This is a genomic window from Burkholderia sp. TSV86, assembly GCF_001522865.1.
Classification (GTDB): Bacteria; Pseudomonadota; Gammaproteobacteria; order Burkholderiales; family Burkholderiaceae; genus Burkholderia.
Genome location: NZ_LOWB01000078.1, coordinates 156,989 through 171,217, shown reverse-complemented (window position 1 = coordinate 171,217; position 14,229 = coordinate 156,989). Strand labels below are relative to the sequence as shown.

Here is a 14,229-nt window from a genome sequence, read left to right as displayed (position 1 = left end):
CGGTTTGGCGATTTCCGGGGATTTTCGCGTATTTCATCCTGTAACAAGGGTTAAGTGTTTGAAAAATCGCTCAGATACCGCCTGATCCATCCCGATAATGGGCCGAAACGGCAGGTGCGGCGACGCTCGCTGCCCCTCCACGCTTGCCCCGAGGGCAGGCGCCCACCGGCTCGGGACGCACGCGGCCGGCTTTGCCCTCTTCCCACGGAGTCTGCTCATGCGCATCGCCCAAATCGCCCCGCTCTATGAAGCCGTTCCGCCCAAGTTCTACGGAGGGACAGAACGTGTGGTGTCCTATCTGACCGAGGCGCTCGTCGAACTAGGCCATGACGTCACGCTGTTCGCAAGCGGCGATTCGGTCACCTCAGCCCGGCTTGAGGCCGCGTGGCCGCGCGCGCTGCGGCTCGATCCGTCGATCCGCGACGCGATGGCGCCCCATATACGGCTGCTCGAACAAATCGCCCGCGTCGCCCATACGTTCGATGTCCTGCACTTCCACCTCGATTACCTGCCGTTCCCACTGCTATCGCGGATGAACGCCCCGTTTGTCACGACGCTGCATGGCCGCCTGGATCTGCCGGAACTGCAACCCGTGTTCGACGCGTTCCCGCACGTGCCCGTCGTCTCGATTTCCGATTCGCAACGCAAGCCGCTGCCGCAGGCCGGCTGGGCGGGCACCGTCTATCACGGATTGCCCGCGACGCTTCTCACGCCACAGCCCGAACACAAGCCCGAGTATCTCGCGTTCCTCGGCCGCATCTGCCCGGAAAAACGCGTCGATACCGCGATCCGGATCGCCGCGCAAAGCGGCCTGCCGCTCAAGATCGCGGCCAAGGTCGACAAGGTGGACGAAGCATATTTCAAGGCCGAGATCGAGCCGCTCCTCGGCTCCGCGCACGTGGAGTTCATCGGCGAAATCAGCGAGACGCAAAAACCGGCATTTCTGTCAGGTGCAAAGGCGCTGCTCTTTCCGATCGACTGGCCGGAGCCGTTCGGTCTCGTGATGATCGAGGCAATGGCGTGCGGCACGCCTGTCGTCGCGTTCAACCGTGGCTCCGTGCCCGAGGTGATCGACGACGGCGTGACGGGTTTCATCGTCGAGGACGTGCAAGGCGCGGTGGGCGCGCTGCACCGGATCGACGAATTGTCGCGGGAAACAATTCGCGCACAATTCGAGAGGCGTTTTAGCTCGCGCACAATGGCAGCGCGATATACCGACATCTACGAAGCATTGCGCGAAACGGCCAAACAATCGCAATGGCGGCGGGCGGCGGCCGGCTGAACGCCATTGCACCGCCATTGCCCGCCGCGCGGCAAGAATTATACGTGCGGCATGCCGCGCGTATAGAAGAAAGCCGCATTGGCGAATGCGGCTTTCATTTCGTTAAATGTAGAAATCAGTCGATCAAAAAACGATCGCGATTTTTTCCGGAGATCCAATGCGGCGGCTTGCCGCGACCACTCCAAGTACTGCCGGTTTTTGGATCGCGATATTTGGGCGGCAGTGGCCCTTTCTTCGGCGGACGCCCGCGCCGTGCACGCTCGGCAAACCCCAAATCCTGCGCCGTAAGGCCATATTCAACGATCTTCTCTTGCAATTCGGCGATCACAGCCTCGACCTCTCGGCGACGCGCCTCTTCCGCCTGTGCTTGCAATTCGGCAATCTGCGCCTTGATTTTCGCATATTGAGACATCTCAACTCCCTGTTTCATGATCTGCCTAGCGTTTCCAGCCTAGACACAAAGAATCTATATTGCAATCGGCATTGCCACGAAATTCGCTAAAAATATAATTTGTCTGATAAATTTAACAATTGCAAATGAAATACTGTTGCAATGCGGCGCTATTCTAATAAAAAGCATTGCCCATCAATCTCCATTTAACAATCGTTGACCCTTCACAATTCGCCAAATTTTCTATAATCCGGTTGGTATTCGTGGATGCAGCTCTTCATTCCCGCTGCAATCCGCTTTCGATTCTCCATGACCAGGAACCTATTCCATGAAATTACCTCAACGTCTAGCAGCGGAAGTGTTCGGCACGTTCTGGCTCGTTTTCGGCGGTTGTGGCAGCGCCGTGCTAGCCGCCGCGTTTCCGAGTCTCGGCATCGGTTTTACCGGCGTGGCACTTGCGTTCGGCTTGACGGTCCTGACTATGGCGTTTGCGATAGGCCACATATCCGGCTGCCATCTGAACCCGGCGGTGAGCGTTGGCTTGACCGTTGCGGGCCGCTTCCCGGCGCGCGACCTGGTGCCCTATATCATCGCGCAGGTGATCGGCGCGACGCTTGGCGCATTCGTGCTGTATCTGATCGCAACCGGCAAGCCTGGCTTCGAACTGGGCGGCTTCGCGACAAACGGTTATGACGCGCACTCGCCCGGCCATTACACGCTGGCCGCCGCATTCATTGCTGAAGTGGTGCTGACGGGCTTCTTCCTGTTCGTGATCCTTGGCTCCACCGACAAGCGCGCGCCGGCGGGTTTCGCGCCGATCGCGATCGGCCTGTGCCTGACGCTGATCCATCTGATTTCGATCCCGGTCACCAACACGTCGGTGAACCCGGCGCGCTCGACGGGGCCGGCACTTTTCGTCGGCGGCGATGCGATCGGCCAGCTGTGGCTGTTCTGGGTGGCTCCGATCGTTGGCGCGATCATCGCCGGCGTTGTGTACCCGCTGATCGCGGGCCGCGACGACAATTAACGCTGTTGCAGCCGGCCTCGAGCCGGCCTGCCGCCGCCCCACTCCGGGGTGACGCGACAGAGAGGAGAGCATCCGCCCGTCGCCGCCGACACGCTGCGAGACGACCGGACGGGGCGAAAAAGGGCGCCGTCACGGCGCCCTTTTTCTTTGCCATTGAACTGCTTTGCTATGCGGCCGTGCAGTGTGGCGGGGTGAAATCAGGACGTCGCCTTATCCTCGAGCGCGAACAACGAGCGCAGATGACGTGCAACGCCCGCATCGAAGTTGTTGCCGATGCGCGGCACGTCGGGCAGCCGCGTGACGAGATCGGGATTCGCGTTGCTCATCATGAACGGATGCCCGGCCGTCTCGAGTAAATCGATGTCGTTCATGTTGTCGCCAAATGCGACGCAGTGCGCCGGATCGATGCCGAGCCGATCGAGCACGACGCGCAGCGCGCGCCCTTTCGAAACGTTCGCCGTCATCACTTCGAGACAGTCCGGCAGCGAATACGTGACGTATAGCTCATCGCCAAAACGGCGGGCGAGATTCGCCGATACGACAGCCAAATCGTCGGGTTCGCCGATGTAGAGCACTTTCGCGATATCGGCACCGTCATGCGCGAGCAAATCGGCGACATCGTAGCGAAATCCGGAATCCTGATGGAATGCCAGCAGATGCGGCGCATCTCGATCGATTAACCAGCCGTCGTTAGTAAATAAATTAACGATGACGCGCCCGTGCAAGCCGACAAGCTCCGGCAACACCAGTTGCCGCACCGTCTCGGCAGGCACATCCTGCGCGTGGATGCGCGTGTCGTCCGGCGCATGCACGCGCGCGCCGTTCGACGTGATCAGATATGGCCGAATCCCGAGCAGGTCACGAATCCCGACAGCGTCCGTGTAGTGGCGTCCAGTCGCGATCACGAAATTCACACCGTCGTCCGCGAGCCTGCGCACGGTATCGACCGTATACGGATCGAGCTGATGGTCGCTGTTGAGCAGGGTTCCGTCGAGATCGGTAGCGATGACTTTATACATGGCGGACTTCGGGAGAAGCGGGACGCGAGGCAGGCGGACATTCTATCGCGCCGGCGAATGGGCCGCGAAGACACAAATCCTGCGCTTTCATTTTCCACCCGCTGCCGTGATGCCGAGCCGCTGCGCTTGCCGTGCGGCAAGCCGCAGCGCGCCATGCGTGGAATCGGCAAGCGGCGCGACGAGTCGCGCACGGTGCGATTCGGGCACGACGCCCGCGAACGCGTTGGCAAGCCCGCCGCACAACGCGACGGGCAGTACCGCATTCGAATCGAGCGCATCGATCATCTTGCCGATCTCGATGCCTGCCAGCTCGATCAGCGCGGCCGCGACGGGATGATCGCGGTGTGCGAGCACGACGGGCGCCACCCGCGCATACGCGGTTTGGTTCGCATTGCACGACCAGACCACGAGCGCGTCTCGGTCGGTTGCGCCGGTATGCGCGATCAGCGCCTGTGCAAACGCGTCGAGTGGCGCGCGTCCGTCGAGCGCCTGCTGCGCGTATGACAGCGCGCGCAGCCCGAGCCACGCGCCGCTCGCTTCGTCGCCGCACGGAAATCCGTAGCCGCCGGCGATCCGGCAGGCGCCTGCGGTGTCGAGCGCCGCGGCGATGCTGCCCGTACCGAGCGCGACGATCACGCCTGGCGCGCCACCGTGAGCGCCAAGCACGGTCGTGTAAGCGTCGCTTTCAACGGCGAGCGCGGCAACCGGAGGGGCGCTCGCGCGAAAAGCATTCAGCCAATCGTGATGATTGACGCCGGCCAGTCCGCAGCCGAGTACGCAGCGCCGCCAATCGAATGTGGCACCCGCGCGCGCATGGGCGTCGGCGCATGCGGCTTCGATCGAGCGCCATGCGGCGTCGACGCCGAGCGCGAGCCCCGACGGCCCGCCCACGCCTCGCGCCAACTCGCGCCCCTGGATGTCGGCCAGCACTACGCGAGTACCCGTGCCGCCGCCATCGATGCCGATCAAAAAAATGTCATTGCTCATGGCTGCTTTGAGTCAGATCCGCCGTGATTCGTCGATGTATCGAGACGGAAGCTTAACCGCAACGGCCGACCCCGCCCATCAGCCGAACGGCCAAGCTTGCGTGAGCGGGCTGTTCCATTATGCTGACGCGTCGCAATCGGCTGCAGGCGAGACAAGCCGATGCCCGAACGCTGTTGCTGGGTAAAAACCGAAGCGGATGCTCACTATCACGATACCGAGTGGGGCGTGCCGTCGCACGACGACCGGTATTTGTTCGAAATGTTGATGCTGGAAGGTGCGCAGGCGATCGGCATGGTCAACGATCACGAAACGGGTTGCCCACGCCACACGCGTTGCGCGGCACTCGGCAAGAAGATCGGCAAGCGGCGCGCCGCCGAGTGATTCGCCCGAATTTATTGGCCGCGAGCCCGCGAATCAGCGATGCCAACGCCGCATCGAGAACGCATCGTCATGACGGGCCGCAAAAACCGGTCGCAAAAACAAAACGGCGATGCGTGTTCTATCGAACACGCATCGCCGCAACGAGCGGAACCGCCCGAAAACGCCTTAGTGGAGCTTCTTCGGCAGCATTTGGCTGCGCAGACGCTTGTGCAGGCGCTTCACGGCAGCCGCCTTCTTGCGCTTGCGCACGGCAGTCGGCTTTTCGTAGGACTGGCGCTCACGCAGCTCGGCGATCAGGCCGTTCTTCTCGATCGCGCGGCGGAAGCGGCGAATCGCCACTTCGAACGGCTCGTTTTCTTTCAAAAGAATCGTCGTCATGTCGTTCCTAATTTGCTTGATACGGTCAAAAACGTAGCGGCCAAGCGCCACGCACCGGCCTTCCGAGCGTTTCCACGAACGGGCGAAACGAGCGGGTAAATGGCCTCGGAGGCCGGAAAAGAGAGGCGAAATGCACCGCGAAACGCTCGGCAACCGGTTGAATCCAGGCGCCGCCGCATCACGTTTGACTGTCAGCAGACATGCCGAAATTGGCAAAGGCTTGACAGAAATCTCAATTCAGCCCGCCATGATAACAGGTAAACATCGGTCAGGCCAGAGGTTTGCCGCTTTTTCGTTTGGATGCCGTATCGATACGTTCGGGCAGGCCCTGCGGGTGCGCGCAATCGTATGCGCAAAAAATCGGGCCGAATCTGTTCGCGTCCCTCAAGTTTTGTTTGCGAGCGCCGAAATCCAGCACAAGGCGGCCGGCAAAGAACGAGTGCTCCCGCCCTCGCCAATGTTGGCACATGACGGGCTTTTCGGCTCAATCAGGAGAATTTCATGCTCGGAATCAATAGCAATATCAATTCGCTGATCGCTCAGCAAAACCTGAACGGCTCGCAAAGCGCGCTGTCGCAAGCGATCACCCGCCTGTCGTCGGGCAAGCGCATCAACAGCGCGGCGGATGACGCCGCCGGCCTCGCAATCGCAACCCGGATGCAAACGCAAATCACCGGCCTGTCCCAAGGCGTGTCGAACGCGAACGACGGTGTGTCGATCCTGCAAACGGCATCGAGCGGCCTTGCTTCGCTGACGAACAGCCTGCAGCGTATCCGCCAACTCGCGGTGCAAGCGTCGAATGGCCCGCTGAGCTCGAGCGATGCGGCAGCGCTGCAGCAGGAAGTCGCGGTGCAGATCGCTGAAGTCAACCGTATCGCTTCGCAGACGAACTACAACGGCAAGAACATCCTCGACGGCTCGGCGGGCACGCTCAGCTTCCAGGTCGGCGCGAACGTCGGCCAGACGGTCAGCGTGGATCTGTCGCAAAGCATGTCGGCCGCGAAGATCGGCGGCGGCATGGTTCAGTCGGGCCAGACGCTCGGCACGATCAACGTCGCGATCGACTCGGCCGGCGCAGCCTGGACGCCTGGCACCAGCACCGGCCAGGAAACGACGCAGATCAACGTTCTGTCCGACGGCAAGGGCGGCTTCACGTTCACCGACCAGAATAACCAGGCGCTGTCTTCGGCGGCCGTCACGGCCGTCTTCGGCGCGACGACGGCCGGCACGGGCACGCCGTCCGCGCCCGCGTTCCAGACGCTGACGCTCGCCACCGCCGCAACAAGCGCGCTGAGCCCGTCGCAGCAGGCAGCCGCGACGGCGATGGTCGCGCAGATCAATGCGGTCAATCAGCCGCCGACGGTGTCGAACCTGAACATCAGCACGCAAACGGGCGCATACGAGGCGATGGTGTCGATCGACAATGCGTTGGCGGCGGTGAACAACCTGCAAGCGACGCTCGGTGCCGCGCAAAACCGCTTCACCGCGATCGCGACGACGCAGCAGGCCAGCTCGACGAACCTGTCGCAAGCGCAATCGCAAATCCAAAGCGCGGATTTCGCGCAGGAAACCGCGAACCTGAGCAAGGCGCAAGTGCTGCAGCAAGCCGGTATCTCGGTGCTTGCGCAAGCGAACTCGCTGCCGCAGCAAGTGCTGAAACTCCTGCAGTAATCGCGCCGTAACCTGTACCGAACGACAGGCCGCGCTGTTCGGCGGCCAGTCTTTGTGCGGCGGTGCAAGTCCTCGTGGCCGCCGCACTTTTTTTCTTTCCGAATTTCGCGATTTTCGCCTGCATGTTGATTTGGCGAAGGGAGCCATCCGATGTCCACCCCCGTCTCCGGCACAACGAATTCAGCGCTGCAGCAGCTCAAATCGGCGCAGCAGCAAGCGGCGCAGTCGATCATCAGCGGTGCGACCGGCAATTCGCAACTGGACGTTGGCACACTCGTGACCACGTTCGTCAATGCGAAGACGGCGGGGCAAGCCGCGGCGCTGTCGGCTTCAGCGGCCGCCGACCAATCCAAACTGTCCGCGCTCGGCACGCTGCAAGCCGCGCTCTCCGCGCTGCAGGCCGGCATCGGTTTGCTCGGCGACGGCACGCTGACGCAAAAATTCGCCGCAAGCGCGACCGGCAACGGCCTCACGGCGACGACGGCTCCGGGCGCCGTCGCGGGCAGCTATTCGATCTACGTGAGCCAGATCGCCGATTCGCAGACGCTGTCTTCCGGCGCATTCAATGCGACGCAGCAGCTCGGCACCGGCACGTTGTCGCTCACCGTCGGCGGTAAATCGACGTCGATCACGATCGACTCGACGAACAACACGCTGTCCGGCGTCGCCGCCGCGATCAATGCCGCGCCGAACAACCCCGGCGTGACGGCCACGATCGTCAACGGCACTGACGGCGCGCATCTGGTGCTGCGCTCGAACTCGCCGGGCGCCGCGAACGCGATCAGCGTCGGCGTCAGCAACCTGTCCGGCGACAACGGCTTGTCGAGCCTGGCAGTGACGTCGACGGCGAGCACCACGGGCGGCCAGTCGACGATCCAGTCGGGCGGCAGCATCGCGTGGAAGCAAAGCACGGCCGCGCAGGACGCGCAATTCACGGTCGGCGGCATCGCCGCGTCGAGTTCGACCAACACCGTGTCGGGCGCCATTACCGGCGTCACGCTGAATCTGTCGCAAACCGCCGTCGGCACGACACAGACGCTCAACGTGACAGCCGACACGGCCGCGCAAGCCACCGCAATCACCAACTTCGTCAATTTGTACAACACGGTGGTCGCGACCGTCGCGAAACTGTCGGCGCTGTCGACCGACAGCAGCGGCGCGCAAAGCGCGGGGCCACTGCTCGGCGATTCGGCGCTCAATACGGTCAGCAATTCGCTAGCGCGCATCGTCGGCGGCAGCGTCAAGGCGGGCGGCATGAACGTGTCGCTCGCGTCGCTCGGCATCAAGTTCGCTGACGGTTCGACGTCGGGGCAACCGGACGGTTCGCTGACGATCGACACGGCCAAGCTCAATACGGCGTTGCAAAGCAATCCGTCGTCGGTCGCCGCGCTGTTCAATTCGACGAACGGCATCGGCAAGCAGTTAAGCGACTCGATCCAGAACACGGTGCAGACGGGCGGCATCTTCGATATCCGCACGAAAGCGCTGAACCAGGATCTGAAAAGCCTTGGGCAACAGCAGGCGCAGCTCACGAGATATGCATCACTGCTCACCGCTCAGTACAGTGCGCAATTCACCGCGCTCAATTCACTGATGGCGAAGATGAACTCGAATTCGAACTACCTGACGCAGCTGTTCGGCGGCACGAACAGCGCTGGCGCGCTTGCGAACAACAAGTAACGGAGCAAACGCGATGAACCAGCCGAATCAGTCGAACCCGGACCAGATGTCCTTGATCGAACGCGTGCTGTCGATCACCCGCGAAATAGATCAAGCGGTGCAGTTGGCCAATTGGTCCGAAGCGGCGCGCCTGGCCGACGAGCGCTCGCCGCATCTGATGTCGATCACGGGCGAGCAGACGCCCGCCGCACTCGCGCTCGTGCGCCAGATTCAGGCTATCGATGCGGCGCTCGTCGCCAACGCGAAGGCCGCGCAGGCAGAACTGCAGGTCGAATACCGGAATGCGATGGACCGGCTGGGGGCGGCAAGCGCCTATCAAGCAGCCGCGCAATTCTGATGGTTTTCCTGAACCGACAACTATAAATCACGCGTTTTGTCGCGTGCTCGTTCAACTCCCGCCCGCCGCAAGGCGGGGTTTTTTTGTCCGCCGTTCCGTTCTTTCCGGCGCCTTTTCCGATCGCTTTGTCGATCGTCCGCTGCGCGCCGGCGTGCAGCGACCGGTTCGTGAGCTACTCGCAAGCGCGGCGCGCGTGGTCACGAGCGGATTGCGATAGCGGCTCACGCGCCGAGCGAATGACGCGCGAGACCTGCGCCCGCCCGGCATCGCACGTTCATCGCACGGCCAGCCGATCCAGCGGCCCGGCTGCCCGGCTCTGCGTGGCCCCGGCCGCCGGCTTGGCGTGCTCAACGCCGCAGTGGCGGCGGCCCGAGCCGACTAGCGCCTGGCGGCACACCAGCGGAACCGATGGGCAACTCCTTCAATATGCGGGCTGAATCAGCAACGTCGCTTGCCCGGTGTTGTCCGCGCACTGATCGTCGCTGACATACGCGATGAGGTTCGACAGGCTCCCCGGCCCGGTCAAGTCCACGACGGTCGGCTCGGTAATCGAGGTTCCCCATCGGCTGCTGCTGGTTCCCAAGCCGCCTTGCAGCATCACGGAATGGATCATGCAGCCGTTCGTCAACACGCCGCCGCTGCAGCTCATGTTGTTCGAAAGAAGCGAGACGACATATCTTCCCGGCGCGAGTTGAAACGTCACCGGGGCCCCGCCGGATACGGCGCCGAAAGCGCCGGCCAGGCAATTCCGCTTTGCGTCGATCGCAATCGAAGTCGACGCCTCGCCAACCAAAGGAACGATGGCCGCAAGCAGGGCAGCGATAATTTTTGTGCGCATCAGTCAAGACCTCATCAGGTAATTGAATGGTGAAATCAAATCGAATAGAAAACGCCGGCGGCCTCTACGCGGCGCTCGCGTGCCCCGCGCCCGGGAAGCGCGCCGGCATTCCCGTGTTTGTCTCGGCAACGGGTGCGCCGATGTAAATGAAGGCCGACCGTAAGCTATAACGACAATCCAAATGAAATCTGAAGAAGGCCGCACCGCCCATTCCCTCCCGCCAGATTCGCCGCATTACGCGGCCATTTGTCGTATCGGTAACCGGTTCGCGCGCTTCGATGGGTTTCGGAGGCGTGCGCATCGACGCTCGGAATGGCCGGGATCGCGTGAATTCGAGCCACGCGAATATGACGTGCCGCGCTCGAACGCGGCCCGCGTTCAGACGGAGGCGCCACATGCGCCGCGCGCTTGACGGCTGTTTTCCGTTGTGGATCACTGGAATTTTCCGCATATCACGGAGGCGGCCATGTCCGTCGCAACGTGGCTCGCGTTCGCCAGCGCGAGCATCGTCCTGCTGATGATTCCCGGTCCGACGATCCTGCTCGTGATCGGCGATTCGCTCGCGAACCGCAACCGCTCGTCGTGGAGCACGGTGGCAGGCGTCGCAGCCGGCGACACCACCGCGATGGCGATCTCGCTGGCCGGCGCGGGAGCGCTGCTCGCGATGTCGGCTGCCGCGTTCACGGCGCTCAAGCTCGCCGGCGGCGGCTATCTGGTCTACCTCGGCGTGCGGTCGATTCTGCATGCGCGACGCAGCGGCACGATGGCGGTACGCATGCAAAACCGCTCGGCCGCGCAGCGGTTCGTGTCCGCGTGGGCCGTCACCGCGCTGAACCCGAAAAGCATCGTGTTCTTCGTCGCGTTCGTTCCGCAGTTCATTTCACCGCACCAGACTTTCGTCCAGCAATGCGCGGTGCTGCTGCCGACCTTCGTTTGTCTCGCGGCCGTCAATGCCGCCTGCTATGCGCGCCTCGCGCGCTTGGCGGCGATGCGGCTGACGGGCGCCGCCGCGCAACGCCGCTTCGGCTATGGCGGCGGTGCGGCGCTGATCGGAGCCGGCACGCTGACGCTCGGGATGTCGAGTCACTGATGCCGCCGTATTTCGCGCGTTGCATGCGATGTGGGCGCGCCGCTCAGGCGGCTGAAGCCGGCGCGCCGATAACGCGAAGCTGCGCCGGCAAAGGCGGCACGCCGCCAACCGTGCACCGCTGCGTCAGCCCCTGCGTCAGCCGAGATCGAGCGCCGCGGTGAGATCGCCCGGCGGCGCCTCGCCGCGCGCCACGAACGCGCGCGTGCGCGACGCGACGCCGTCGAGCGGCCTCAAGCCGTGCACGCGCGAGATGAAGCGCAGAATCGAGTTCGTGTCGTACAGCGTATGGTCCACATAGCCCTGTTTGGCGAACGGTGAAATCACGAGCGCCGGAATCCGCGAACCCGGCCCCCAGCGGTCGCCCTTCGGCGGCGCGACCGGGTCCCACCATCCGCCGTTCTCGTCGACCGTCAGGATCACGACCGTATGCGCCCATTGCGGACCGCGCCGGATATGGTCGATCACGGTCGCGATATGCCGATCGCCCGATTCGACGTCCGCATAGCCCGCATGCATGTTCAGATTGCCCTGCGGCTTGTAGAACGTAACGGCGGGCAGGCGGCCGGCATCGATATCGGCGATCAGGCGGTTGGTCGACGGATCGTCGCCCAAGCCCGCGTCGCGCAGATGCCGGTGCCGCGCCTGGGTGCCCGGCGCGTAGTTCGCGAAATAGTTGAACGGCTGATGGTGATACTGGAAATCCGGCACCGCGCCCGTGTCGCGATGCTCGAGCGCGTACTGCCATGCGCCGCCATACCATGCCCAATCGACGCCTTTCTCCGACATTCGGTCGCCGATCGTCGCGTATTGTTGCGGCGGCAGCACGCGCGGGTTGGACGGATCGGCATAAGCTGGATCGCCGCCCACGGGCGGCCGCACGCTGCTCGGCTGATACGGCGGCGCCATCGTGTTCACCGCGTAGCCGTCCGGCGTGAACAGCCCGTCGTTCTCGAACTTCGGCGGGCCGTCGAGCGCCGAGGCGGGCGAATCTGTCGCGAGCTTGAGCCGCGTGCCCGTCGGATCGTCGCCTTCGATAACCGACACCAGATGTTTCGCCGGGCTCGTGTGGACGTCCGGATAAAGCGGCGCTTGCGCGGAAATCAGGAAGATGTGGTTCAACCAAGAGCCGCCGAACGCGGCCATGAAGAAATTGTCGCAGAGCGTGTATTGCCGCGCGAGGCTCCAGAGTCGCAACGTGTCGGCCGAGTTCCGGTAATGGCCCATCACGAGCGCGCCGGAATCCGCCCAGGCGACGAACTGGTCGTTGCGCCCCGCGTTGATCTGCATCTGGTTCTGATAGAAGCGATGCCACAGATCGCGCGTGATGACGCCGTTCGGCAGCGGCCTGCGTTGCGCGTCGGGAATTACGAACGGCGCGTTGGGCAGCCCCGTGATGTCGCCCTCGCCGATCATGTAGCGCTTACCGTCGACCACTTGCGCCTGCGGCACGAGCCCGCCCCAGATAGCGGGCAGCGTAGGCAGCGGCGTCTTGCCGTCGCGGTCGAGCTGGATGTAGCGCGGCGGCGGCACGGTGCGCAACGGATGCCGTACCCCCGGAAAATCGCCGAACAGATTGGCGAAGCTACGATTTTCCGCGTAGATCACGACAATGTTGCGCACTTGCTGACGCAGCGCGGCGTCGAGCCGTAGATCTTCGATCGAGCGCGGCTCGGCCTGCGCGCTCGTCTCGCAACCGCCCAGCGCGACGCTTGCGCCGAGCGCGGCAATGCCGCCGAGTATGCGGCGGCGGTCGGGATCATTCGGCAGATCGTCGGCGGGAAGATCGGGACGCTTGGTCGACGGGGAATGCGGGTCGGTCACGGCTGCTCCTTGTTCTGGTTTGTCATCGGGGTCGGTCGTGTATCGTCACGAAAATGACACATTCGTGACTATAACGCGTCACCTTCGGCAATCCCGGCGCAAAAGCCCATGGAATCGCAAGCGGCATCCGATGCTGGCGTCCACGGCCGCCCCGCCAACGAAACGCGGCCCGGCCTGTCGATTGCGATGCCGAGCCGCGTTTGGCCGCTGCCGACGACGCCGAACCGCGTCAGTCCGTCCCGTACTTCGGCGAATGCGGGCCGTACAGCAGCCCGCCCGGCTGGCCGGCCGACAGCAGGCGGCTGCTCGTCAGCCCGGCGACATCCACCGCTTCGTCGGTCAGCGTATGCGCGATCTGCTTGATCGCCGCCTGCGCGAGCGCGCCGATCAGCCCGCCCACCCCGACGTTCATATTGCCGCCCAGCTCGTTGCCGGTTGCCCGGCCGCTGCCCTGCCACAGCACGTCGCCCGTATGCAGATCGACGAGCTTCGCGGATGCCTCGACGACCGTCGTGCTGTCGAGAATCGTGTAGACCGAACCGTACTGGGTAACCGTCGTGTACAACGCCGCGTCCGCCCCGAAAATCTCGCGCAGCTTCGCGGCCGGCACCGTCTGGATGTCGGCCGCATTCGTCAGCCCGTTCTGCTTGAAGGTCTCCTCCATCACGGCAACGGGCACGACGTAATAGCCTGCCTCGGCCACGGGCAACGTCATTTGCGACAGCACGCCATAGGTCGCCTTCACGTCCGACGTGTCGTTTTGCGGCGGCAGCAGCAGGATCGAGCGCGGCTGGCTCTTCTTGAACGCGGTGTAATCGATATGCTGCGCCGGCGCCGCGCACGCAGCGAGCAGCACGAGCACGGACACGGCCGACAGCAGTCTTACGGAAATGAACTTGAGCATCGCGAGTCCTTATTGTTGTTTGGATTTCTTCTTCAGCAGGAAGTCCATGTAGGCTGCCGATTCGGGAAACGCTTCCTTCTCGGCCTCGAACGCCTGCACGGCCTGTTGCTCCTTGCCGACACCCGCATACAGCATCCCCAGATGCGCCTCGAAGCCGGGCGGCGGCCGGTTGCCTTTTGCGCGGATCTTCTGCAACGCTTGCTCAAGCGCGCCGATCTGCTCTTCCGGGTTCTTTTGCCCCTTGAAGTACTCGTAGACTTGCGGCTGATAGCCGTCCCACTGATAAAGCGGCTTCGGTTGATTCGCCGCACACCCCGTCAGCAGCGCAACAGCAGCCGTCACCGGCACGCATGCCGCCGCGCTGAAAATCTTTTTCTTCGTTGTCATGGTCGATGAGTCGATGGATGGAACGCTCCGGCTCGC

The 14,229-nt window shown here is 63.3% G+C and carries 15 protein-coding genes and 1 pseudogene; 8 read left to right on the top strand and 8 right to left on the bottom strand.

Translation table 11 applies throughout. The annotated features are described in order from the left end of the window. Positions 1-217: 217 nt before the first annotated feature. Positions 218-1,282, top strand: a complete 1,065-nt coding sequence (locus tag WS68_RS14835; RefSeq protein WP_059571521.1) for a glycosyltransferase family 4 protein — start codon at positions 218-220, stop codon at positions 1,280-1,282. Positions 1,283-1,397: 115 nt separating this feature from the next. Here WS68_RS14835 and WS68_RS14830 read toward each other — a convergent pair whose 3' ends face one another. After that, on the bottom strand, positions 1,398-1,694 hold the full coding sequence (locus tag WS68_RS14830; protein ID WP_059571520.1) for an H-NS histone family protein: 297 nt from the start codon (positions 1,692-1,694) through the stop codon (positions 1,398-1,400). A 307-nt stretch (positions 1,695-2,001) separates the two neighbouring features. Between WS68_RS14830 and aqpZ the strand changes: the two genes are divergently transcribed. Then, complete coding sequence (aqpZ, locus tag WS68_RS14825) at positions 2,002-2,700, top strand: aquaporin Z (protein WP_059516159.1); 699 nt, start codon at positions 2,002-2,004, stop codon at positions 2,698-2,700. Between the two features lie 197 nt (positions 2,701-2,897). Here aqpZ and WS68_RS14820 read toward each other — a convergent pair whose 3' ends face one another. Together WS68_RS14820 and WS68_RS14815 are read right to left on the bottom strand one after the other, a co-directional pair. Then, a complete protein-coding gene (locus tag WS68_RS14820; RefSeq protein ID WP_059571519.1) occupies positions 2,898-3,719 on the bottom strand; it encodes a Cof-type HAD-IIB family hydrolase in 822 nt (273 codons plus the stop codon). A gap of 87 nt (positions 3,720-3,806) precedes the next feature. Continuing rightward, a complete protein-coding gene (locus tag WS68_RS14815) occupies positions 3,807-4,706 on the bottom strand; it encodes a BadF/BadG/BcrA/BcrD ATPase family protein (protein ID WP_059571518.1) in 900 nt (299 codons plus the stop codon). 159 nt (positions 4,707-4,865) lie between these two features. Between WS68_RS14815 and WS68_RS26250 the strand changes: the two are divergent. Further along, a pseudogene (locus WS68_RS26250) lies at positions 4,866-5,025 on the top strand (DNA-3-methyladenine glycosylase I); the annotation flags it as partial. Between the two features lie 227 nt (positions 5,026-5,252). Here the strand turns inward: WS68_RS26250 and rpsU are convergent. After that, positions 5,253-5,465, bottom strand: a complete 213-nt coding sequence (gene rpsU / locus WS68_RS14805; protein WP_006401410.1) for a 30S ribosomal protein S21 — start codon at positions 5,463-5,465, stop codon at positions 5,253-5,255. A 130-nt stretch (positions 5,466-5,595) separates the two neighbouring features. Between rpsU and WS68_RS28385 the strand changes: the two genes are divergently transcribed. The 4 genes from WS68_RS28385 to fliT all read left to right on the top strand — a co-directional run bounded on the left by WS68_RS28385 (position 5,596) and on the right by fliT (position 9,153). Beyond that, positions 5,596-6,000 (top strand): hypothetical protein, encoded by a 405-nt coding sequence (locus WS68_RS28385; protein WP_197419609.1) that lies wholly within the window; start codon positions 5,596-5,598, stop codon positions 5,998-6,000. Then, complete coding sequence (locus tag WS68_RS14800; RefSeq protein ID WP_059571516.1) at positions 5,967-7,136, top strand: flagellin; 1,170 nt, start codon at positions 5,967-5,969, stop codon at positions 7,134-7,136. Before WS68_RS28385 ends, WS68_RS14800 begins: the two co-directional genes overlap by 34 nt. A gap of 150 nt (positions 7,137-7,286) precedes the next feature. Beyond that, a complete protein-coding gene (fliD, locus tag WS68_RS14795; protein ID WP_059571515.1) occupies positions 7,287-8,816 on the top strand; it encodes a flagellar filament capping protein FliD in 1,530 nt (509 codons plus the stop codon). A gap of 13 nt (positions 8,817-8,829) precedes the next feature. Further along, on the top strand, positions 8,830-9,153 hold the full coding sequence (gene fliT / locus WS68_RS14790; RefSeq protein WP_059571514.1) for a flagellar protein FliT: 324 nt from the start codon (positions 8,830-8,832) through the stop codon (positions 9,151-9,153). 421 nt (positions 9,154-9,574) lie between these two features. Here fliT and WS68_RS28950 read toward each other — a convergent pair whose 3' ends face one another. After that, positions 9,575-9,802 carry a hypothetical protein gene (locus WS68_RS28950; RefSeq protein ID WP_231753024.1) on the bottom strand — a complete coding sequence of 76 codons (228 nt, stop codon included), beginning with the start codon at positions 9,800-9,802 and terminating at the stop codon, positions 9,575-9,577. Between the two features lie 655 nt (positions 9,803-10,457). On the opposite strand from WS68_RS28950, the gene WS68_RS14780 reads away from it, so the two are divergent. Further along, a complete protein-coding gene (locus WS68_RS14780; protein WP_059571583.1) occupies positions 10,458-11,081 on the top strand; it encodes a LysE family translocator in 624 nt (207 codons plus the stop codon). A gap of 135 nt (positions 11,082-11,216) precedes the next feature. On the opposite strand, the gene WS68_RS14775 is transcribed toward WS68_RS14780, so the two are convergent. The 3 genes from WS68_RS14775 to WS68_RS14765 all read right to left on the bottom strand — a co-directional run bounded on the left by WS68_RS14775 (position 11,217) and on the right by WS68_RS14765 (position 14,193). Next, the gene (locus WS68_RS14775) at positions 11,217-12,902 is read right to left on the bottom strand and encodes an acid phosphatase (protein WP_059571512.1); all 1,686 of its coding nucleotides are present in this window, start codon (positions 12,900-12,902) and stop codon (positions 11,217-11,219) included. A gap of 229 nt (positions 12,903-13,131) precedes the next feature. Next, positions 13,132-13,806: a DUF799 domain-containing protein gene (locus WS68_RS14770; RefSeq protein ID WP_059571511.1), complete on the bottom strand. Its 675-nt coding sequence runs from the start codon at positions 13,804-13,806 to the stop codon at positions 13,132-13,134. A 9-nt stretch (positions 13,807-13,815) separates the two neighbouring features. Continuing rightward, on the bottom strand, positions 13,816-14,193 hold the full coding sequence (locus WS68_RS14765) for a DUF4810 domain-containing protein (RefSeq protein ID WP_059571510.1): 378 nt from the start codon (positions 14,191-14,193) through the stop codon (positions 13,816-13,818). Between the last annotated feature and the right edge of the window lie 36 nt (positions 14,194-14,229).

Excerpts from the sequence above, each read along its gene's own strand:
- WS68_RS14780 (WP_059571583.1), top strand. The coding sequence starts at position 10,458 with ATGTCCGTCGCAACGTGGCTCGCGTTCGCCAGCGCGAGCATCGTCCTG.
- aqpZ (WP_059516159.1), top strand. The coding sequence starts at position 2,002 with ATGAAATTACCTCAACGTCTAGCAGCGGAAGTGTTCGGCACGTTCTGG.
- WS68_RS28950 (WP_231753024.1), bottom strand. The coding sequence starts at position 9,802 with ATGAGCTGCAGCGGCGGCGTGTTGACGAACGGCTGCATGATCCATTCC.
- WS68_RS14800 (WP_059571516.1), top strand. The coding sequence starts at position 5,967 with ATGCTCGGAATCAATAGCAATATCAATTCGCTGATCGCTCAGCAAAAC.
- WS68_RS14835 (WP_059571521.1), top strand. The coding sequence starts at position 218 with ATGCGCATCGCCCAAATCGCCCCGCTCTATGAAGCCGTTCCGCCCAAG.
- WS68_RS28385 (WP_197419609.1), top strand. The coding sequence starts at position 5,596 with ATGCACCGCGAAACGCTCGGCAACCGGTTGAATCCAGGCGCCGCCGCA.
- WS68_RS14765 (WP_059571510.1), bottom strand. The coding sequence starts at position 14,193 with ATGACAACGAAGAAAAAGATTTTCAGCGCGGCGGCATGCGTGCCGGTG.
- fliT (WP_059571514.1), top strand. The coding sequence starts at position 8,830 with ATGAACCAGCCGAATCAGTCGAACCCGGACCAGATGTCCTTGATCGAA.
- fliD (WP_059571515.1), top strand. The coding sequence starts at position 7,287 with ATGTCCACCCCCGTCTCCGGCACAACGAATTCAGCGCTGCAGCAGCTC.
- WS68_RS14770 (WP_059571511.1), bottom strand. The coding sequence starts at position 13,806 with ATGCTCAAGTTCATTTCCGTAAGACTGCTGTCGGCCGTGTCCGTGCTC.
- rpsU (WP_006401410.1), bottom strand. The coding sequence starts at position 5,465 with ATGACGACGATTCTTTTGAAAGAAAACGAGCCGTTCGAAGTGGCGATT.
- WS68_RS14820 (WP_059571519.1), bottom strand. The coding sequence starts at position 3,719 with ATGTATAAAGTCATCGCTACCGATCTCGACGGAACCCTGCTCAACAGC.
- WS68_RS14815 (WP_059571518.1), bottom strand. The coding sequence starts at position 4,706 with ATGAGCAATGACATTTTTTTGATCGGCATCGATGGCGGCGGCACGGGT.
- WS68_RS14830 (WP_059571520.1), bottom strand. The coding sequence starts at position 1,694 with ATGTCTCAATATGCGAAAATCAAGGCGCAGATTGCCGAATTGCAAGCA.